The sequence below is a fragment of the Paraburkholderia sp. JPY419 genome, from assembly GCF_050435705.1.
In the GTDB taxonomy this organism is placed as follows: domain Bacteria; phylum Pseudomonadota; class Gammaproteobacteria; order Burkholderiales; family Burkholderiaceae; genus Paraburkholderia; species Paraburkholderia youngii.
The window spans coordinates 2,851,156-2,870,940 of sequence record NZ_JBNDKV010000004.1 but is presented as its reverse complement, the minus strand read 5'-3'; the positions used below and the strand labels follow the sequence as shown (position 1 = coordinate 2,870,940).

The following is a 19,785-nucleotide window of genomic DNA, read 5'->3' as shown; positions in this document are numbered from 1 at the left end:
TCGTGAGAGTCCGAGGCCCTTTGGTGAATTGGAATCGCAGTCAGGCGCGTTGTATTTGCGCTGACGGCGCCAGCGCCGACGGCAGCAACGGCAGCCTTGCGTTTCGCCGCTTTCTGTCCGTCATCACAGTCCTGTCGCGTCGCTCCGTTCGACGCCGCAACGTTCTCTCCGCACGCGCGTTCATCGCGGTGCGCACAGACGAAGTCGCCTCGCTGCTGCCGTAGCGCCTCTCTTCTCTAGTCTCTTTTCGCTGCTCGATTCGTCCGTTTGCACGCGTTTTCGCGAGCTGTCTGCTTGCGTCCGCGCGGCGCTGACTGATTGCCGCGCATTACGACGGATTCAATCGAACCGCTTCTAATCTGATTAGCGCTGCGCGTTATTGCGCGGATTCGCTTTGGCTTCGCCTCGCCTTCGCGTTTTCCCATTTCGTCGCGCGCGCTATTTAACGCCGTTCACGTGGTGTGCGGCGTGGGATCGACACGCCTATTCATTATGCGAAACCAACCAATAGTAGGCATCACCGCCGATAGAACGATGCTCGGCGCTCATCCATCGCACGTGGTCGGTGAAAAGTACATCGCCGCGATCGTCGAGGGCTCGCACGCGCTCGCGATGCTGGTGCCGGCTTTAGGTGAGCGCCAGTGCAGCGACAATGTGCTCGCCGCTGTCGACGGCTTGCTATTCACCGGCAGCTATTCGAACGTCGAGCCGCACCGTTACGGCGGCGCTTCGAGCGAGCCCGATACGTTGCACGACCCGGCGCGCGATGCAACCACGTTGCCGCTTATCCGCGCTGCGGTTGCGGCGGGCGTACCGGTTCTCGCCATCTGCCGCGGCTTGCAGGAAATGAACGTGGCATTCGGCGGAACCTTGCATCAAAGCGTTCATGCGGTCGGCGGACTGAACGACCATCGCGAGAACAAGGACGACTCGCTCGACGTGCAATACGCCACCTCGCATTCGATCGTGCTGACGCGCGGTGGCATGCTGCAGCGCCTTGCGGGCGGCGCCCACGAAGCGCGGGTGAATTCATTGCACGGTCAGGGTATTGCGCGACTCGGCACAGGCCTCGACGTCGAAGCACTCGCGGCGGACGGCCTGATCGAAGCAATCAGCGTCAGCGACGCCCGCGCATTCGCGCTCGGCGTGCAATGGCACCCGGAATGGAGACGCGCGGACAACGCGTTATCGACCGCGATATTTCGCGCCTTCGGCGACGCGTGCCGCCAGCGCATGAATACACGCAACCCTGCACGCATGTCCCAGGTCGCGGATCAAAACAGAGAGAACAATCATGCATGACATCGACGATTTTCTGAAAAAGCATCACGTCACCGAAATCGAAGCGATCATTCCGGACATGGCCGGCATCGCGCGCGGCAAGATCATTCCGCGCAGCAAGTTCGAATCGGGCGAATCGATGCGTCTGCCTCAGGCGGTGATGATTCAGACCGTGACCGGCGATTATCCGCAAAGCGATTCGCTGACCGGCGTCACCGATCCCGACATGGTGTGCGTACCCGACGCGAGCACGATCCGGATGATTCCGTGGGCAGTCGACCCGACCGCCCAAGTGATTCACGACTGCGTTCATTTCGATGGCACGCCGGTCGAAATCTCGCCGCGCTGCGTGTTGCGCCGCGTGCTCGATCTATACAAGGCGCGCGGCTGGAAACCGGTGATCGCACCGGAACTCGAGTTCTATTTAGTCGATATGAACCGCGATCCCGACCTGCCGCTGCAACCGCCGGTTGGACGTACGGGTCGCGCGGAAACCGGACGCCAGGCGTATTCGATCGAAGCGGTCAATGAATTCGATCCGCTGTTCGAAGACATCTACGAGTACTGCGACGTGCAGGAACTCGAAGTCGACACGCTGATACACGAAGTGGGCGCCGCGCAGATGGAAATCAATTTCATGCATGGCGATCCGCTCAAACTCGCGGACAGCGTGTTTCTATTCAAGCGCACCGTGCGCGAAGCGGCTTTGCGCCACAAGATGTACGCGACCTTCATGGCGAAGCCGATGGAAGGCGAGCCGGGCTCGGCGATGCACATGCATCAGAGCCTCGTCGATATGGAAACCGGCCGCAACCTGTTCACCGCCGCGGATGGCGAACCGACATCGCTTTTCACCGGCTATATCGCCGGCTTGCAGAAATACACGCCGGCGCTAATGCCGATCTTCGCGCCGTACATCAACTCGTATCGGCGCCTCTCGCGTTTCATGGCCGCGCCGATCAACGTCGCGTGGGGTTACGACAATCGCACGGTGGGCTTTCGCATTCCACATTCGACGCCGGTCGCGCGCCGCATCGAGAACCGCATTCCGGGTGTCGATTGCAATCCATATCTGGCGATTGCCGCGACCTTGGCCGCCGGCTATCTCGGCATCACGCAGCGGCTCGCCCCAACCGAACCGCTGGCGAGCGACGGCTATGCATTGCCCTACCAATTACCGCGCAATCTCGAAGAAGGCCTGACGTTGATGAGTGCGTGCGAGCCAATTGCCGACGTACTCGGCGAACAGTTCGTCCGCGCGTATCTCGCGCTGAAAGAGACCGAATACGAAGCGTTTTTCCGCGTGATCAGTTCGTGGGAGCGCCGGCATTTGCTGCTGCACGTGTGAGTGCCGCGGGTCAATCGGTCAATGAGAACTTTGAAAAGACGGAGGCGGTATGAGCTATAAGACTGACGATCTGATGTATGCGGAGAAAGGAGACGCCCGAGCTTGGCGCAACGATAGACGCGCCGACCTCGCAAGCCCCGTCGCGCAGCACCGCCGAATACCGCGCGCTCGATGCCGCGCATCACATCCATCCGTTCTCGGATATGGGCTCGCTCAATCGCGCGGGTTCGCGCGTGATCGTGAAGGCGCAAGGCGTGTACCTGTGGGACTCGGACGGCAACAAGATCATCGACGGCATGGCTGGACTGTGGTGCGTGAACGTCGGCTACGGACGCCATGAACTCGCCGACGCCGCCTTCCGGCAGATGCAAGAACTGCCGTACTACAACACCTTCTTCAAGACGACGCATCCGCCGGTGATCGAACTGTCGGCCCTACTCGCCGAGCTGACGCCCGCGCCGTTCAATCACTTCTTCTACTGCAACAGCGGCTCCGAGGGCAACGACACCGTGCTGCGCATCGTTCATCAATACTGGGCGACGCAACACCAGAGCGCGAAGAAGTTCGTCATCGCGCGCAAGAACGCTTATCACGGGTCGACGATCGCGGGCGGCACGCTCGGCGGCATGGCTTATATGCATGAACAGATGCCGTCGAAAGTCGAGAACATCGTGCATATCGATCAACCTTATTTCTTCGGCGAAGCGGCGAGCGGTCAGACGCCGGAAGAATTCGCGCTGGCTCGCGCGCGGCAGCTCGAAGCGAAGATTCTCGAACTCGGTGCGGACCATGTCGCCGCGTTTATCGGTGAGCCTTTCCAGGGAGCCGGCGGCGTGATCTTTCCGGCCGACACTTACTGGCCGGAAATCGAGCGTATTTGCCGCAAGTACGACGTGCTGCTCGTTGCGGACGAAGTGATCGGCGGCTTCGGCCGAACCGGCGAATGGTTCGCGCATCAGCACTTCGGCTTCGAGCCGGACCTGATCACGCTCGCGAAGGGACTCACCAGCGGTTACGCGCCGATGGGAGCGGTCGGCCTGCATGATCGCGTCGCCCGCGCACTGATCGACAATGGCGACTTCAATCATGGCCTCACCTACTCCGGGCATCCGGTCGCTGCGGCCGTCGCGCTTGCCAATCTGAAACTGCTGCGCGACGAGAAGATCGTCGAGCGCGTCAAAGCGGATACCGGTCCGTACTTTCAGAAGAGACTGCGTGAGACGTTCGCCGCTCATCCTGTCGTTGGCGAGATCAGCGGCGCGGGCCTCGTGGCGGGTGTGCAACTCGCCGAGGAGCCGCTCGCGCGCAAGCGCTTCGCGAACGGCGGCGATGTCGGCGCGCTGTGCCGCGACTTCTGCTTCAACGCCAATCTGATCATGCGCGCGAGCGGCGACCGGATGTTGCTGTCGCCGCCGCTCGTGATCAGCCGGCCGGAAATCGACGAAATCGTCTCGAAGGCAAAAGCGGCGATCGATGCGACCGCGCGGCAGATGGGCATGCTATGGTAAGGCGGATGAATGACCATTCGACAATGACGTCGTACAGAGTGTCATTTCTTTTATCCGTTCAACGCATCACAGGACCCACCCATGACCCACCAAATCGTTTTGCTCCCTGGACTGCTGTGCGACGGCGCAGTGTGGGCCGATCAGCGCGGCGCGCTTGGCGCGATCGGCGACTGCTTCGTGCCCGACTACGGCATGCGCGACTCGCTCGGCGCGATGGCCGAACTCGTGCTCGAGTCGGTTTCGGGAGACCGCCTGCTGGTCGCGGGTCATTCGATGGGGGGACGGGTCGCGCTCGAAGTGTTCCGGCGCGCACCGCAACGCGTCGCCGGGCTCGCGTTGCTCGACACCGGTTGCACGCCGCGTGCCGCCGGAGAGGCCGGCGAAAGCGAGCGCTCGCAGCGGCTGCGACTACTCGAACTCGCGCGCGCGAAAGGCATGCGCGCGATGGGCAACGAGTGGGCGCCCGGCATGGTCAACACTGATCGCCACGATTCCGCCGTCTACGAGGCGGTGCTCGACATGATCGAGCGAAGCACGCCAGATAAATTCTCGGCGCAGATCCGCGCATTGCTGGATCGTCCCGATGCGACGGCGCTGCTTCGCGACATCGCGTGCCCGACGATGATCGTGTGCGGACGCGATGACAAATGGAGTCCGTTGGCGCGTCACGAGGAGATGCACGCGCAGATTCGCGGCTCGAAGCTTCGCGTAATCGAACGAAGCGGTCATATGTGCACGATGGAGCGGCCCGACGATGTGACCGACGTGCTGGTCGAATGGGCTCGCTGGGCAGCCGGGTTCGAAACGGCTCGTTGATCTTTCGCTTTCCTTTCGTCAACTTCGACAAGGTCATTCAGTCATGAACGAATACTGCATGTTCAAGGGAAAACTGCTGCGCGCGGCGCCTTTCAAAGATTCTTATGTTGGCAGTCCGCACTATGTGATTACGGTGACTGGCAACGACAACACGCCATTCAACATCGTCGTCAATTCGGCGTCGACGCAACCGGGTGCAAGCGGTAGCGACGACGTGTACTTCTATGCCGACCTGAACTTCGCCGATCCGCTCACCGCAAAACTGCAGGCCCTGAACCTCGGCCTCTACACCAGTGGCTTTCCGCGACTCGATTACTTCCAGGACAGCAGCCTGCTCGACATTCACCGCATGCGACCGGTCCCCTACGAGGACCAGAACGGCAATCGCGCCGACGTCAACGACATCATCGACGAAATCCTGACCATCGACGAAAGCAAGCCGTCGCAAAGCCTGCCCTACGACAACGGCAGCGGCCAGTTGCATAACCGCGATTTCTGGACACCGACGACCGCGGGCATTCTGGTTTACGGGTTCGGCTTTCTGTTTCTGCCGAAGAAGGACGGTCTTCACGAAACCCACATGAATCAGGGCAATCCGCGCGGTCCGCATTACAACGAAAACGGCACGTTCCAGGACGGCGCGGTGATCGTGCAGCGCGCCGATGGATTTGCCGCCATGTTTACCGCGTTCCAGACGCAATATTTGCCGACCGATGCAGCCGGCGATCCGGCCGCGAATGCGGTGGCATTGCCTGTTTATATTCAACGAGGTTGATAGCCTCGCTACGTAAGCCGGGGCATCGCGACGGCCTTCCGCATCGATCAGCGCACGGTCGCGGCGCCTCGCCGCGGAATATGCCGCCGCACCACCGCGAGCGCGATCAGCACGACGACCATCGCGATACCGAGCATCAGCAGATAGCCCGATGCGCCGCCGGCCGTGATCACCGCGGCGCCCGCGAACGCGCTCAGAATCGCGCCGACGCGGCCGACCGCGAGTGCCGATGCGGTGCCCGTTGCCCGCACGCCGGTCGGATAGACGTAGGCGCACAGCGCGTACATCGTCGATTGCACCGCATTGACGAACAGCCCGTGCAAGCCGAGGCCGACGATCATCAACGCCGTATGCCGCGTCGCGCTGACACCGAGCAGCATCCATGCGCTCGCGACGCCGCCCGCGCAGCACAGCAGCAGCGGCCAGCGCGAGCCGTAGCGCCCGATCGCCAGCGCGCACAGCACCGCGCCGATTACGCCGCCAAGGTTGTACGCGCTCAGGCCATAGCCCGCGAGCGACACGCTCAAACCCTCGCTCGTCAGCATCGACGGCAGCCAGCTGAATGCCGCGTACACCGCGAGCAGGCACATGAAGAACGCGCCCCAGATCGCGACGGTGTCACGCGAACGGCCATCGCGAAACAGCGCGGTGAAGCCGACGTGTTTCTCGGCGCTTTGTTCGCGCACGTCGGTAAAGCTCGCATCGGCCGACACGTCGCGGGCCATGCGCCGCAGCAGCTTCGCGAGTTCTGGCCAGCGATGCGGACGGCGCGCCATAAAGCGCGGCGATTCCGGCAGCGCGGCGACGAGCACGATGCCGAGCACGAGCGGCAGCACCCCGCCCGCGACGAACAGACCGCGCCAGCCATAAACCGGCAGCACCTGCCCGGCGAACAGTCCCGCGACCATGCCACCGAGCGGCACGCACAGAATGGTCGCCGTGACCGCGAACGTACGAAAACGCGCGGGCGTGAACTCGGCGGTCAGCGTGGTCGACGTCGGTAGCGCGCCGCCGATGCCGAGCCCCGCGACAAAGCGCAGCGCCGCGATGGCCCCGACGTTCGGCGCCAGACTGATCGCGCAGGTCGCGAGACCGAACACGAACACGCTGCCGATCACGGCCCAGCGGCGGCCGAAGCGATCGGCGAACAGCCCCGCGAACGCACTGCCGATGCCCATGCCGATCAGCCCCGACGCGACCACCGGCGCAAACGCATTGCGCGTGATGCCCCACTCCTTGATCAGCATCGGAATCGCAAAGCCGATCAGCTGGCTGTCGAAACCATCGACGACGATCGACAGCGCCGCGAGCACCACCGCGATTTTCTGCAGCAACGTATAGGGGCCATCGTCGAGCGCATGACCGATGTCTACCGTGTTGCCGCCGCGCGCAATGCCGGCGAGCGCCGCGTCGTCGCGCGCGGTCGAGGTCGAGGGCGCGGCCGAAGCGGGAGGAACGTAGTTCATCGACATGTCTCCGTTGTTTGCGCTGCGCGCGCGTTGTTCGATTTTTTGGTGTCGGCAATTAGAACGGATAGTGACGCGGCGTGGTTTGCAGCGTGACCCAGTGCAGATCGGTGAATTCCGCGATCCCCGCCTTGCCGCCGAAGCGGCCGAAGCCACTCGCCTTCACGCCGCCGAACGGCATCTGCGCTTCGTCGTGCAAGGTCGGACCGCGGCGATGGCATCTTCAACGGTCGCGGCCGGCGCGCGCGACGCGACTTCGCCGTCGAGCGGATTACCGCGCTCGAAGCTCGCGCCGTTGCGCGCCTGTACCTGTTCGCCGCAGATCAGCATCGATACGTTTTTCATCGTAGGACTCCCTTCTTTTCGTAAATCGGAAATGCCGTTACGCGACGATCGCCTCGACGAGCGTGGGACCGCTTTTCCCGTCAGCTTCGGTCAACGCGCGGCGCAACACGCCGGCAAGTTCAGCCGCCTCGCTGACGCGCACGCCCGGGCAACCCATGCCCGCCGCGATCGTCACGAAGTCGAGTCCCGGCAGATCCGTGCCCTGCACGGTCTCGTTCGGCGCGAAGCCGAACACCGGCGCGAAATCCTGCAGCGCCGCGTAGCGGGTGTTGTTCAGGATCACGTACGTGATCGGCAACTGCATCTGCACCGCGCTCCAGATCGCCTGGATCGAGTACATGCTCGAACCGTCGCCGATCAGCGCGATCACGCGCTGCCCAGGCCGCGCCAGCGCGACGCCGACGGCAGCCGGCATGCCGTAGCCGAGGCCGCCGCTGTCCATCGTCATGAAAGTGCCGGGGCGCGGGATCGGCAGATAGGTCTGCATGACGGGCCGCGAGCTCGGCGCTTCCTCGACGACGATGCCATCGGGATCGCGCACTTCGGCGAGTGTCTGCAGCGCGAATGCGACCGACATCCGCTCGCCTTGCGCCGGCGGCAGCGCACGCGGCGCCGCGGCGCGCGGCGCAGGCAATTCGCGCGCTTTGGGCGCGGCGCGCGCGAGCAGGTCTTGCACACCGAGCCGCAGATTGCCGACCGCTACGATGCCTTGCGGCGTCCATGCCGCGACGCCCGGATCGTCGATCAACTGACACAGCCGCGCGCCCGGCGGCACATGCGGACCACTGCCTTCGACGTGGTACGTGAACGCGGGCGCGCCGATCACGAAGATCGCGTCGTGCGCGCCGAGCAGTTCGATGATGCGCTCGCGCATCGCCGGCAAAAAGCCCGCGAACAGCCGATGCGTTTCGGGGAAGCTGCAACGCCCGGTCATCGGCGCGACGTAGACGCGCGCGGCGTGCCGCTCCGCGAGCCGTACCACGTCTGTCGCCGCATCCGCGCGATCGACCGCGCCGCCCACCACGAATGCGGGCCGTGCGCACGCGTCTAGCACCGCGCCGATACGCTCCAGCATCGCCGGATCGGGACGCATGATGTGCGCGACCTCGCGATCGGCCACCCGTTCGGCCGGCTGATCCCAGTCGTCGGCGGGGATCGATACGAACACCGGGCCGCGCGGCTCCTGCATCGCGATCGCGTACGCACGCGCGATCGCGAGCGGCACGTCCTGCGCGCGGGCCGGCTCGATGCTCCATTTCACGTAGGGCTTTGGCAATTCGGTCGCCTGGGTCGCGGCAAGGAACGGGTCGAACGGCAGGATCGAGCGGGCCTGCTGACCCGCGGTGACGACGAGCGGCGTGCGGTTGCGAAACGCGGTGAAGATATTGCCCATCGCGTTGCCGACGCCCGCCGCCGAATGCAGGTTCACGAGCGCCGCGTTGCCGGTTGCCTGCGCGTAGCCATCGGCCATGCCGACCACGACCGCTTCCTGAAGACCGAGCACGTAGCGGAAATCCGCGGGGAAATCGCGGAACATCGGCAACTCGGTCGAGCCGGGGTTCGCGAAGATCGACGTCATGCCGACGCGGCGCGCAAAGTCGATGACCGCGTCGCGTACGGTCCATTGGGTGCCCTGCTCTTTCGTGTGTGCTGGCTTGTGCTGCGGCGCGCTGCCTGTCATGCGAGGCCTCCTGTGTGATGAGCGCGAAAGATCGACAGGCCATTATCACGGCCGCCGGGGTAACCGAAAATTGCCTAATTCGCTAAAAGGCATTACCTTTTGGCATGACCTACAACCTTCAACAACTGCAGGCGTTCGCGGTGATCGTCGAGAGCGGCAGCCTTGGACGCGCGGCCGAAGCGCTGCATATCACTCAGCCGGCGCTTAGTCGGATCATCCGCCGTCTCGAGGAACAGGTCGGCGCGCCGCTGTTCGAGCGGCACTCGCGCGGCATGCATCTGACCGCGGTCGGCGAAGCACTGCTGCCGCACGCGATCCTGTTGCAACGCGAAGCCGAACAGGCGCGCGAGGAAATCGACGCGATGCGCGGCCTCGCACGCGGCACGATCCGGGTCGGCGCGGTGGGCAGCATCGCGAGCCTGTTGTTGCCGCTCGCGGTCAGCGGCGTGTTGACGAAGTGGCCGAACCTGCGCGTGGAGATCATCGAAGGCGTGTGGGACCGGCTCGCGGATGCGCTGGTCAAACGTCAGATCGATCTCGCGCTCAGCATGGCCGTGCCCGACACCGACGAGATCACCGCGATCGCCGATTGCCGCTGGGAAGATGCGAGCTACGTGGTCGCCGCGCTCGATCATCCGCTGCGGGGTAAGCCCGACCTCAAGCTCGCCGACACGCTGGGCGAGCGCTGGGCGATTCCGCCGCGCGGCACCGGGCCGTTCGAGCACATGCAGAGCGTGTTTGCCGAGCGCGGGCTGGGTCTGCCGAACGTCGTCGTCGAAACCCGCTCGGTCACGGCGCTGAAGAGTCTGGTCGCGCGCTCGGGCTTTCTGAGCTGGATGGCGTCGACGATGTACGTGACCGAGAGCAAGGCCGGCGTGTTCGATACGCTCGGCGTGCCGGGCGTGGTCGGGCGGCGCACGTTGACCGCGTTCCGGCGGCGCCAGGGCATCCTGCCGAGTCCGGCGGTCAAGCTGCTGGAGCAGTTGCGGCAGTTGACGTCGGAGGGAATCAACGCGGGCTGAGCGCTTCCGGCACGCGCCGCCGATCGTGCATCAGTTCAACGGCAACCCGGCGATTCTCGGCGTGATCGGCGCGATCGGCGTGATGCCGCAATGGCCGACCGCTTTACTATTGCCGATCGTCAACACCATACTGTTGTACCTGTTCGTATTGCGCTTCTGAGGAGCCGCCGATGACCATCCAGCTCACCCGCGAATTCGCGTCGAAATTCGCCAATGTCGCGCTCGCTCACCTCACGCGCGAATACCCGAACAAGCTCACGCACTCGCTCGCAGGGCCGCACGACGTGCAGGGTCCGCGCGCCCTGCATCCGATCTTCTACGGCAGCTACGACTGGCATTCGTGTGTGCACGGCTACTGGTTGATCCTGCATCTGCTCGAACGCTTCCCCGATCTGCCCGAGGCCGCGCGCATCGTCGCGGTGGTCGACGAGCATTTCACCGAGGCGAACGTCGCCGGCGAACTCGCGTATCTGGACCTGCCGCACAACCGCGGCTTCGAGCGGCCGTATGGCTGGGCATGGCTGCTCGCGCTCAGCACGCAGTTGCAGTCGATGAAAATCTCCGAAGCCGCGAGCTGGTCGAAGACGTTCGTGCCGCTCACCGAGACGTTCGTCGAACGTTTCGAGGAGTTCCTGCCGAAAGCGACCTATCCGCTGCGCGTCGGCACGCACTTCAACATGGCGTTCGCACTCGCACTGACACTCGATTTCGCGCGGCATACCTCGCGCGAATCGCTCGAGGCGCTGATCGTCAGCACCGCGGAGCGCTGGTATCTGGATGACGTCGCGTGTCAGGCGTGGGAGCCGGCCGGCGACGAGTTCCTGTCGCCGTCGCTGATGGAAGCGGAGTTGATGCGGCGCGTGTTGCCGTCCGCGCAGTTCGCCGACTGGTTCGGACGATTCCTGCCGGACCTCGGCGCGAAAAAGCCGGCGACGCTGTTCGAACCGGTCACCGTCACCGATCGCAGCGACGGCAAGATTGCGCATCTGGACGGCCTCAATCTGAGCCGCGCGTGGTGCCAGCGTGCGCTCGCGCGTGCGCTGCCCGCCGGCGACGTGCGGCGCACCCTGTTGTTCGATGCGGCCGAGCGTCATCTGCGCTGCGCGCTGCCGCATGTGGCGGGCGACTACATGGGCGAGCACTGGCTCGCGACGTTCGCGACACTCGCGCTCGAAGCCTGAGCGACCGGAACCGAACTGAACCGGCTTTTAAAAAATAAAGCCGTACTGCTTGGCGCGCTTCAATGCGAAGCGCCCTTTTCTTTGCCCGCTCAAAGTCGTTGCCCGCGGCGGTAAAATCTCGCAAGGCAATTGCGCCGCTTAAAAGGTGGAAGTTTGACTGAGTTCGAGCAGGGTTTCATTTTGACCCGGCATTGGCGGGACACGCCCGCCGGCACGGAAATCGAGTTCTGGCTGGCGACGGACAGCGGGCCGCGCCACATCCGTCTGCGCCCTCAGCCGTCCGTTGCCTTCATTCCGGCCGAACATCGCGAACGCGCCGAAACGATCCTGCGCCGCGACGCGCCGCTCGATCTGCGTCCGCTCGAATTGCACGACTTCCAGCATCGGCCGGTCAGCGGGCTTTACTGTGCGCAATACCGGCAATTGAAGGGCTTCGAAAAGCGCTTGCGAGAAGGCGGCGTCGATGTCTACGAGGCCGATATCCAGCCGCCCGAGCGCTACATGATGGAGCGCTTCATCACCGCGCCGGTGTGGTTCAGCCGCGTGCCGCGGAACCAGGGCCCCTGGCTCGATGGCGAGCTCAAACCGGCCAACGGATATCGTCCGCCGTTGAAGCTCGTATCGCTCGACATCGAAACAAGCGCGCATGCCGAGCTTTATTCGATCGCGCTCGAAGGCTGCGGCGAGCGGCAGGTGTATATGCTCGGACCGCCAAATGGCAACCCCGCCGACCCCCTAGACTTCAAGCTCGAATACTGCGAAACCCGCGCGCAACTGCTCGAAAAACTGATCGAGTGGATGGAGCGGCACGATCCCGATGCGATCATCGGCTGGAACCTGGTGCAGTTCGATCTGAAGGTGCTGCAACAGCATGCCGAGCAGTATCGCGTGCCGCTGCGCATCGGCCGCGGTGGCGCGGTGATGGAATGGCGCGAACACGGTGTCACGCGAAATCACTTTTTCGCGGGCGTGGCGGGCCGTTGGGTCATCGACGGTATCGAGGCATTGCGGTCGGCGACGTGGAGCTTTCCATCGTTCAGCCTCGAATATGTGTCGCGTTCGGTGCTGGGCGAAGGCAAGGCGATCGACAATCCGTATCAGCGCATGGACGAAATCCAGCGCCGCTTCGACGAAGACAAGCCCGCGCTCGCGCGCTACAACCTGAAGGACTGCGAACTCGTCACGCGCATCTTCGCGAAGACCGAGCTGCTGCCGTTCCTGCTCGAACGCGCAACCGTGACCGGCCTGCCCGCCGATCGCAGCGGCGGCTCGGTCGCGGCATTCACGCATCTGTACATGCCGCGCATGCATCGGCAGGGCTATGTCGCGCCGAATCTCGGCGACGTGGCCGGCGCGGCAAGCCCCGGCGGCTTCGTGATGGACTCGCGGCCCGGCCTCTACGACTCGGTGCTCGTGCTCGACTACAAGAGCCTGTACCCGTCGATCATTCGCACGTTTCTGATCGACCCGCTCGGCCTCGTCGAAGGCATGCTGCATCCCGACGACGCGCACTCTGTGCCGGGCTTTCTCGGCGCGCGCTTCTCACGCACGCGTCACTGCCTGCCGTCGATCGTCGCGCAGGTCTGGCAGGCACGCGAAGCGGCCAAGCGCGAGCACAACAAGCCGCTGTCGCAGGCGCTGAAGATCATCATGAACGCGTTCTACGGCGTGCTCGGCTCGACCGGCTGCCGCTTCTTCGATCCGCGGCTGGCGTCGTCGATCACGATGCGCGGCCACGAGATCATGCATACGACGCGCGAGCTGATCGAGGCGCAAGGCTACGAAGTGATTTATGGCGACACCGACTCGACCTTCGTCTGGCTCAGGCACGCGCACGACGAGGAAGACGCCGCGCGCATCGGCCGCGCGCTCGTCGAACATATCAACGCGGCGTGGCGGCAGAAGCTGCAGGCGCGCTTCGGTATCGACAGTGCGTTGGAACTGCAATTCGAGCGGCACTACCGGCGCTTTTTCATGCCGACGGTGCGCGGTGCCGAGGAAGGCAGCAAGAAACGCTACGCAGGCCTTACGGTATTGCCTGACGGGCGCGAGGACGTGGTCTACAAAGGTCTCGAAACCGTGCGCACCGATTGGACGCCGCTTGCGCAGCAGTTTCAGCAGGAACTGTATCGGCGCATCTTCAAGCAGCAGCCGTATCAGGATTACGTGCGCGACTACGTGCGCGATACGCTCGCGGGCCGGCTCGACGATCAGCTGGTTTATCGCAAGCAGCTGCGCAGACCGATCGACGCCTACGAGCGCAACGTGCCGCCTCATGTGCGCGCGGCACGCGTCGCCGATGAGTTCAATCGCCAGCAGGGACGTCCGCTGCAATATCAGAACGGCGGCTGGATCAGCTACGTGATTACGGTGGCCGGCCCCGAGCCGCTCGAAACGCTGCGCTCGGCGATCGACTACGAGCACTATGTGACGCGGCAATTACAGCCGGTCGCCGACGCGATTCTGCCGTTGCTGCGTGACGATTTCACGACGCTGATGTCGGGCCAGAAACAGTTGTTCTGATCGTGGCGGCGAGCGTGCGGCCGCGACCATGGACGAATTGCCTACTTCACCACGCACGGCGGTTCAGCCTCTCCATCGAAGGGCGCTTTTATGCCGGAGTTGTAACCGTGCCGCCACATCCGGGATGGCTAAATATGTCAATTAGGCATAGGTAATCCATGATTAAAGGCGGAAAAAAACTAATCCTTGGTTTTGATTTGTAATCCTATCAGCGGTATTGCGCCATCATAATTCGAAGTATTCCAAATCGTCGCTTGTCAGTGCAATTGGACTGGATTTGCATTGTCTCTTGACCTAACCCTTTATTGTCCTATAGTGCCATTTGATCCGCCCCGGAAACATTGCGGGGACGCTGTGCGATATACCTGAGTCTGTAGCCCAACGATCTGCAACGACAGGAGAAGATGCATGAAAGCAATCCAAGCCGTCAGACTGGTCAGTACCGCCCTTCTGATTTCGGGTTCGATTCACGCCTATGCGCAGGCGAGCAACGCTAACGCCCCCGAGTCTGCACCGACCACGACGCCTGAAGCCCGATCGCATTACAAGTCGATGAAAGCAGCGAACCGGGCGCTACAACGTCAGGTTCGAAATGCGCTGGTGAGAGACAGGAGCATCTCGACGGCCAATATTACGGTTCGCGCCCGCGATGGTGCTGTCACGCTGCAGGGCAGCGTACCGCTCCAGGCACAGAGCGACCGGGCAACCGAGGTGGCGAAAGGCGTACCCGGCGTAACTTCGGTCAGGAACGCGCTGTCGATCCGTCCGGTCGGGACCTGAAGCGGCCCTGGACCGCACCTTGCAGGAAGATCGACTTTCTGACTGCGCATTCCATCGACCGTATAAGCCAACGCGGCACATGGCGGCGGCCGGCTCAAAAGCCGGCCGCCGCCATGTCGATATCTGCTCGATTTCGAGCCCTTTCAGCCCCCGTCAACCCAATCGGCAGCATCGCGCCCGGACTTTACTGTGTTGCGACGCAACAAGCCTTGTCTTTGGCAGGCGAAGCCTTCAATTGCGTCGCAGTTACCGGCGGAAAGAGCGTCGTCTGAAAAGCGGAAGTCTCCGGTGCGGTCGCTCGGCTATGCCGCTGAGCGACCCTGTGCTGAGAGATGTTCTTGCCCGTCTATCTCGAGATTTTTTCCAGCTCAAGCCCTTTTGTACGCGGTCCCATCAAACCGATCGCCAGCATCACGATCAACATCGCACCCGCGATGAACACGAACACGCCGGTCGTCCCGAAGTAGCGCAACACGGCCGCGATCAGAAAGGCCGTGAAAATCGCCGAAAAACGGCTCCACGAGTAGACGAAGCCGACCGCGCGCGCCCGGATGCTGGTCGGAAACAGTTCTGTCTGGTACGCGTGGTAACTGTACGAAATGATGTTACCGGCCAGCGTCAGGCACACCCCCAAGCTCACCAGCAGCACCGCACCCGATGCCTGACTGAACCACAACCCGCACACGATATTGACGCCGGCCATCACGACGATCACCGTCTTGCGCTCGAAGCGATCGCCGATAAAGAGCCCGATGATCGGACCGATCGGCGCAGCCAACGCGATCACGCTCGAATACATCAGGCTCGTCGTGATCGTGATGCCCTGCTTGATCAGCAGCGTCGGCACCCAGTTCGCGAAGCCATAGAAACCGACCGTCTGGAAGACATTGAAGATCGTCATCATCAGCGTGCGGCTGCGGTACGGCGGCACCCACATGTCGCGGAAGCTGCCGCGCGGTGCGACCGCCACCGGCGGCGCCGGCGGCGGCAGCTCGCGGCCGTATTCGTGGCGTACCTTCGCCTCGAGCGCGTTCATCACGCGGTCGGCTTCGGCGAGACGTCCTTGCTGCGCGAGCCAACGCGGGCTTTCCGGCAACACGCGGCGAATCCACCAGACGAATAGCGCCCCGTGCGCGCCGATCAGCACGACCCAGCGCCAGCCGTCCAGACCGAACAGCGTGCGCGGCACCAGCAGAAACGACAGAAACGCGACCACCGGCACCGCCGTGAAACCGACCGCCTGCTCGCACGCGAACGCGCGGCCGCGAATCTGCTTGGGCACCAGCTCGGAGATGTAAGTGCCGATCGTCACCAGCTCGACGCCGATGCCGACGCCGGCGACGAAGCGCCAGAAATTGAGGCCCGCTGCGGTCTCCTGGAACGCCATCACCACGTTCGCCGCGGTATACCAAAGCAGCGACCAGGTGAACACCGCGCGCCGCCCGAAGCGATCCGCGAGGAAACCGCACGCGATCGTGCCGATAAACAGGCCGCTAAACAGCGCGGCGATGAAACTCGCGACGCCCGTCGAGCCGAACAGGCTGCGCGTGGTCGCGCTCAGCAGGCCGCTTTTCACGAGGCCCGGCGCGACATAGCCGGAGTACAGCAGATCGTAGAGTTCGAAGAAGAAGCCAAGACTCAGCAGCACCACGAGCTTCCAGATGGAGCGCGTGGCGGGCAAGCGGTCGAGGCGCGCCGAAATGCTGCCGGCGTCGAGCGCTGCATGGCCCGTCGCCTGAGCGGCGGTGCTGCGGGCGGCGCTGCGGGCCGCGTCGGTGGAATGCGCCGCGTTGCCGCCGCTGCGCGCGACGGACCCCGCGTGATCGGGGGATGCCATGTTGTCTGTCTCCTTCTGTTGCGACTGCTTTTGCGGCAACGCTGATCGCTCGCCGCGGCCGGTCCGATGCCGGCCTTGTGTTTGGTCGCGCATCGCACGCGCCACGTTGCCCCGGCCGGAGTTCGGCCAGCATTCTAGCCGTGCGCGTGCTGCAATTGTTCGAACGTGGTGATTTTCCCGGCCAGCGCGCTCGCCGCGACCGTGTACGGGCTCGCGAGCCACACGTCGCCCGGGCCCGAACGGCCGGGGAAATTACGGTTGATCGCGCTGATCGTCACATCGTTCGCGTTGGCCGATTGTCCCGGTCCGCAGTTCGCACACGAGCCGCAGCCAGGCATCACGAGCGTCACGCCCGCGCGCTCGAACACCGGCAGATAGCCCTGCTCCTCGCAATACGCGCGCACCGCCATCGTGCCGAATTGCAGATACAGACGCGTGCGCTGGGGCACGCGCAGGCCGTGCTCGACGCCCCAGCGCAGCACCTCGTGATAGAAATCGAAGTCCTCGCGCTTGCCCGCGGTGCACGAGCCGCCGTACGCGATATCGATCGCGACGTCCTGTTCGAGCCGCGGCGCCGGCACGCCGTTGCCGGGGTCGCCCGGCCGCGCGAGCATCGGTTCGATCGCGTTCGCATCGATATGGATCGTGTCGCGATAGGTCGCGCCCGCATCGCTTTTCATCCAGTCTTCCAGCACGAAATCGACGCCGCGCCGCTCCTTCAGAAACGCGACCGTGCGCTCGTCCGGCTCGACGATGCCGGTGAAGCCGCCGAGCTCCGCGACCATGTTGGTCAGCGTCGCGCGTTCGTCGATCGACATCGCGCGCACCGCCGCGCCGCCGTATTCGAATACGAGGCCGATCGCGCCGCCCGAGCGGATCGCGTCCATCCGCAGCAGATGCAGCACGACGTCCTTCGCGGTCACGCCGTCGCGCAACTGGCCGTCGATTTCGATGCGCAGCGTCTCCGGCACCTTGCAGCGCACGTAGCCGGTGACCCAGCTATTGGCGATTTCGGTCGCGCCCGCGCCGAACGCGAGGCAGCCGAGCGCGCCCGAATGCGGCGTGTGCGAATCGGTGCCGCACGCGACCTGCCCCGGCAGCGCGTATTGCTCGGCCATCAACGCATGACAGATGCCCTCGGAGCCGGGCACGCCATCGAGCGCGCCGTGCGAGCGCACCGGATAGTCGCGCGAAAACGACGTGTGGCCTTCCATCAGATTCGCGACGCCCGGCAGCAGACCGTCGCGCACGTGCGGGATGCTCTGCGGCGCGAGCACCAGATGGTCCTGGAACGCGATGATGTGATCGGGCGCATGCAGCGGCGCGGGCTTGCCGAACGCGCGATGCATCAAATGCGCGCACATGCCGGTGAAATAGTCGTGGCTGAAGCGCCAGTCGGCTGCGATGAACACGCCGTCGCCGCGCTGCGCGCTCGCGGTGCCGGGATGCAGATGACGGTCGATGATTTTCTCGACCAGCGTTTTCGGCTCGGCGCACGGCGCGTCGTTCGGGGCAGCGCTCGCACGCTCTCCCGGCGCGGGCCAGTCCGCGAACTTGCTATACGCGAGCAAGCCGCCGCTGCGGATGATTTGCTGGGTGAGCGCGTCGCGGCCTTTCAGGAACTCCTCGATCGGCACCGCTTCACCCGCGAGCAGGCGATCCAGCACGGAAAAATCCGTCGTGGTCAAAATGCCGATGTTGTCGCAGTTCTGCTGATAGATACGCTCGAAGCTTTCGGCAACGATAAGTCGAATACCTGCGGACAATTCCGCGAGCGGGCTCGATTCGCGCGACGAGCCCTTGCCGTAGCGCTTGCCCGCCACCGTCACGCGAAACCCGCCGTCCTTCACCGCATTGCGGCCGATCGGCAGACGTTCGCCGGACTTGAAGCCGACGTACGGATACTGGCCGAGGCGCTCGTCATAGGTGAGCATCACGGTGACGGGCGTGATCTCGTCGGTCGACACGTTGTCGCGCAACGGCCCCGCCGTCTCGCGCGTGAAGTTTTCGCCGGCCAGTTGCGCCTCGATCACGGCCGGGTCTTGCGACAGGTACAGCACGCGGCCGTCCAAACGAATCGTATCGCTCATCACTGCATTCTCCTTGCGCCCACTATACGGCGCGCAAGGCCGCTGCCGAAGTGCCGGTGCGGCAACGCTGCCGTCTCGTTTCGCGAATGCTCGACTGTAGAGCCGCGGCGCGGCGTGCGTGCGAGGGATTGTCTAAGGCTGATTGCCGAGGAACGACACCAGCGCGGCCGCGCTCGCGCTCAACTGCTCGCGCGCCTTGAAGATGATGATCAGATGGCGCTCGGCCCAAGCATCGGCAAGCGGCAGCAGCCGCACGTCGAGCGTGTTCACGTAGAGCAGCCCGACTGGCTCGGGCACGATCGCGATGCCGAGCCCCGCATGCACCATCCGGCACAGCGCATCGAGACTGCTCACGCGCATCCGCACGTCGAGCTGCCGCCCCGCGCTCGCCGCCTGCTGCGCGAGCAAGCGCGTGAGCGCGCTTTCGCTGCGCAAGCCGACGAAGCTGTCGTGCAACAGATCGTCGAAGCTCACCCGTGCGGCGCTAGCGAGCCGATGCCCGCCCGGCACGAGCACCGCGAGCCGGTCCTGCCGGTACGGCACCTGCTCGAACGCCTCGCTGCCCACGACCGGATTGCAGATGCCGAAGTCCGCGCCATGTTCGTCGACGATACGCAGCACGTCCGCGCTGTTTTCCTCTTCGAGTTCGATCGATACATCCGGGAACGCGCGGCCGAACGCGGCGACGTCTTCGGGCAGAAACTGCACGATCGACGACAGATTCGCGACCACCCTCACACGCCCTTTGACGCCCGTCGAAAAGCGCGACAACTCCGCGCTCATCTGCTCGATATTGCCAATGATCGCGAGCGCGTAGCGCAGCACGGTCTCGCCGACCGGCGTCACGGTAATGCCGCGCGACTGCCGCTGAATCACCGGCAGGCCGATCAGCGCCTCGATCTCGGCGATGCGCCGGCTCACCGCCGACGACGCGATGAACTCGCGCTCCGCCGCGCGCGCGATATTGCGCTCCTGGCAAACGGCGACGAACAGACGCAGCGAAGTGAGATCGAGTTTCTTGAGCAGGTTTTCCATGGGACGAGGTGACGGGCCTTACGACAATGGCGGCGGATCGCCGGAATCGTGGACCTTATCGTCTCACGGCGCGCAGTGTTGCGCCATTGCGCCGGCT

At 64.1% G+C, this 19,785-nt stretch carries 16 protein-coding genes and 2 pseudogenes; 11 read left to right on the top strand and 7 right to left on the bottom strand.

Annotated elements, in window-relative coordinates:
• Nucleotides 1-2: 2 nt before the first annotated feature.
• The 6 genes and pseudogenes from QFZ91_RS41705 to QFZ91_RS41680 all read left to right on the top strand — a co-directional run bounded on the left by QFZ91_RS41705 (nt 3) and on the right by QFZ91_RS41680 (nt 5,728).
• Nucleotides 3-224, top strand: a complete 222-nt coding sequence (locus QFZ91_RS41705; protein ID WP_233853204.1) for a hypothetical protein — start codon at nt 3-5, stop codon at nt 222-224.
• Between the two features lie 268 nt (nt 225-492).
• Nucleotides 493-1,302: a gamma-glutamyl-gamma-aminobutyrate hydrolase family protein gene (locus QFZ91_RS41700; protein WP_429570879.1), complete on the top strand. Its 810-nt coding sequence runs from the start codon at nt 493-495 to the stop codon at nt 1,300-1,302.
• Complete coding sequence (locus QFZ91_RS41695) at nt 1,295-2,629, top strand: glutamine synthetase family protein (RefSeq protein WP_184225066.1); 1,335 nt, start codon at nt 1,295-1,297, stop codon at nt 2,627-2,629. Before QFZ91_RS41700 ends, QFZ91_RS41695 begins: the two co-directional genes overlap by 8 nt.
• Before the next feature lie 49 nt (nt 2,630-2,678).
• Nucleotides 2,679-4,137 (top strand): annotated as a pseudogene (locus tag QFZ91_RS41690) (aspartate aminotransferase family protein).
• 81 nt (nt 4,138-4,218) lie between these two features.
• Complete coding sequence (locus tag QFZ91_RS41685) at nt 4,219-4,953, top strand: alpha/beta fold hydrolase (protein ID WP_429570878.1); 735 nt, start codon at nt 4,219-4,221, stop codon at nt 4,951-4,953.
• Nucleotides 4,954-4,996: 43 nt separating this feature from the next.
• The gene (locus tag QFZ91_RS41680; protein WP_429570877.1) at nt 4,997-5,728 is read left to right on the top strand and encodes a DUF2278 family protein; all 732 of its coding nucleotides are present in this window, start codon (nt 4,997-4,999) and stop codon (nt 5,726-5,728) included.
• A 47-nt stretch (nt 5,729-5,775) separates the two neighbouring features.
• On the opposite strand, the gene QFZ91_RS41675 is transcribed toward QFZ91_RS41680, so the two are convergent.
• The 4 genes and pseudogenes from QFZ91_RS41675 to mdlC all read right to left on the bottom strand — a co-directional run bounded on the left by QFZ91_RS41675 (nt 5,776) and on the right by mdlC (nt 9,220).
• Entirely contained in the window at nt 5,776-7,194 is a 1,419-nt protein-coding gene (locus QFZ91_RS41675; protein WP_429570876.1) for an MFS transporter, read from the bottom strand.
• 58 nt (nt 7,195-7,252) lie between these two features.
• Nucleotides 7,253-7,414: pseudogene (locus QFZ91_RS41670) on the bottom strand (aldehyde dehydrogenase family protein); the annotation flags it as partial.
• Nucleotides 7,357-7,539, bottom strand: a complete 183-nt coding sequence (locus QFZ91_RS41665; RefSeq protein ID WP_368714904.1) for a hypothetical protein — start codon at nt 7,537-7,539, stop codon at nt 7,357-7,359. The gene QFZ91_RS41665 and the pseudogene QFZ91_RS41670, both read right to left, overlap by 58 nt.
• 37 nt (nt 7,540-7,576) lie before the next feature.
• Nucleotides 7,577-9,220, bottom strand: a complete 1,644-nt coding sequence (gene mdlC / locus QFZ91_RS41660; RefSeq protein WP_429570875.1) for a benzoylformate decarboxylase — start codon at nt 9,218-9,220, stop codon at nt 7,577-7,579.
• Between the two features lie 104 nt (nt 9,221-9,324).
• On the opposite strand from mdlC, the gene QFZ91_RS41655 reads away from it, so the two are divergent.
• The 5 genes from QFZ91_RS41655 to QFZ91_RS41635 all read left to right on the top strand — a co-directional run bounded on the left by QFZ91_RS41655 (nt 9,325) and on the right by QFZ91_RS41635 (nt 14,726).
• Complete coding sequence (locus QFZ91_RS41655) at nt 9,325-10,242, top strand: LysR family transcriptional regulator (RefSeq protein ID WP_429570874.1); 918 nt, start codon at nt 9,325-9,327, stop codon at nt 10,240-10,242.
• A 25-nt stretch (nt 10,243-10,267) separates the two neighbouring features.
• Complete coding sequence (locus QFZ91_RS41650; RefSeq protein WP_429570873.1) at nt 10,268-10,402, top strand: hypothetical protein; 135 nt, start codon at nt 10,268-10,270, stop codon at nt 10,400-10,402.
• Nucleotides 10,403-10,412: 10 nt separating this feature from the next.
• Nucleotides 10,413-11,423, top strand: coding sequence for a DUF2891 domain-containing protein (locus QFZ91_RS41645; RefSeq protein ID WP_429570872.1), 1,011 nt, complete (start codon nt 10,413-10,415; stop codon nt 11,421-11,423).
• Between the two features lie 153 nt (nt 11,424-11,576).
• Nucleotides 11,577-13,946 carry a DNA polymerase II gene (locus QFZ91_RS41640; RefSeq protein ID WP_429570871.1) on the top strand — a complete coding sequence of 790 codons (2,370 nt, stop codon included), beginning with the start codon at nt 11,577-11,579 and terminating at the stop codon, nt 13,944-13,946.
• A gap of 408 nt (nt 13,947-14,354) precedes the next feature.
• Nucleotides 14,355-14,726 carry a BON domain-containing protein gene (locus tag QFZ91_RS41635; RefSeq protein WP_368595876.1) on the top strand — a complete coding sequence of 124 codons (372 nt, stop codon included), beginning with the start codon at nt 14,355-14,357 and terminating at the stop codon, nt 14,724-14,726.
• A 346-nt stretch (nt 14,727-15,072) separates the two neighbouring features.
• Here QFZ91_RS41635 and QFZ91_RS41630 read toward each other — a convergent pair whose 3' ends face one another.
• From QFZ91_RS41630 to QFZ91_RS41620, 3 genes are all read right to left on the bottom strand, one after another.
• On the bottom strand, nt 15,073-16,563 hold the full coding sequence (locus tag QFZ91_RS41630) for an MFS transporter (protein ID WP_429570870.1): 1,491 nt from the start codon (nt 16,561-16,563) through the stop codon (nt 15,073-15,075).
• Nucleotides 16,564-16,697: 134 nt separating this feature from the next.
• Nucleotides 16,698-18,653, bottom strand: a complete 1,956-nt coding sequence (locus QFZ91_RS41625) for an aconitase family protein (protein WP_429570869.1) — start codon at nt 18,651-18,653, stop codon at nt 16,698-16,700.
• 132 nt (nt 18,654-18,785) lie between these two features.
• Nucleotides 18,786-19,688 (bottom strand): LysR family transcriptional regulator, encoded by a 903-nt coding sequence (locus tag QFZ91_RS41620; protein WP_429570868.1) that lies wholly within the window; start codon nt 19,686-19,688, stop codon nt 18,786-18,788.
• Between the last annotated feature and the right edge of the window lie 97 nt (nt 19,689-19,785).

Coding starts and splice junctions, on each gene's coding strand:
- mdlC (WP_429570875.1), bottom strand. CDS start 9,220: ATGACAGGCAGCGCGCCGCAGCACAAGCCAGCACACACGAAAGAGCAG.
- QFZ91_RS41665 (WP_368714904.1), bottom strand. CDS start 7,539: ATGAAAAACGTATCGATGCTGATCTGCGGCGAACAGGTACAGGCGCGC.
- QFZ91_RS41685 (WP_429570878.1), top strand. CDS start 4,219: ATGACCCACCAAATCGTTTTGCTCCCTGGACTGCTGTGCGACGGCGCA.
- QFZ91_RS41635 (WP_368595876.1), top strand. CDS start 14,355: ATGAAAGCAATCCAAGCCGTCAGACTGGTCAGTACCGCCCTTCTGATT.
- QFZ91_RS41695 (WP_184225066.1), top strand. CDS start 1,295: ATGCATGACATCGACGATTTTCTGAAAAAGCATCACGTCACCGAAATC.
- QFZ91_RS41645 (WP_429570872.1), top strand. CDS start 10,413: ATGACCATCCAGCTCACCCGCGAATTCGCGTCGAAATTCGCCAATGTC.
- QFZ91_RS41680 (WP_429570877.1), top strand. CDS start 4,997: ATGAACGAATACTGCATGTTCAAGGGAAAACTGCTGCGCGCGGCGCCT.
- QFZ91_RS41675 (WP_429570876.1), bottom strand. CDS start 7,194: ATGAACTACGTTCCTCCCGCTTCGGCCGCGCCCTCGACCTCGACCGCG.
- QFZ91_RS41655 (WP_429570874.1), top strand. CDS start 9,325: ATGACCTACAACCTTCAACAACTGCAGGCGTTCGCGGTGATCGTCGAG.
- QFZ91_RS41625 (WP_429570869.1), bottom strand. CDS start 18,653: ATGAGCGATACGATTCGTTTGGACGGCCGCGTGCTGTACCTGTCGCAA.
- QFZ91_RS41700 (WP_429570879.1), top strand. CDS start 493: ATGCGAAACCAACCAATAGTAGGCATCACCGCCGATAGAACGATGCTC.
- QFZ91_RS41620 (WP_429570868.1), bottom strand. CDS start 19,688: ATGGAAAACCTGCTCAAGAAACTCGATCTCACTTCGCTGCGTCTGTTC.
- QFZ91_RS41630 (WP_429570870.1), bottom strand. CDS start 16,563: ATGGCATCCCCCGATCACGCGGGGTCCGTCGCGCGCAGCGGCGGCAAC.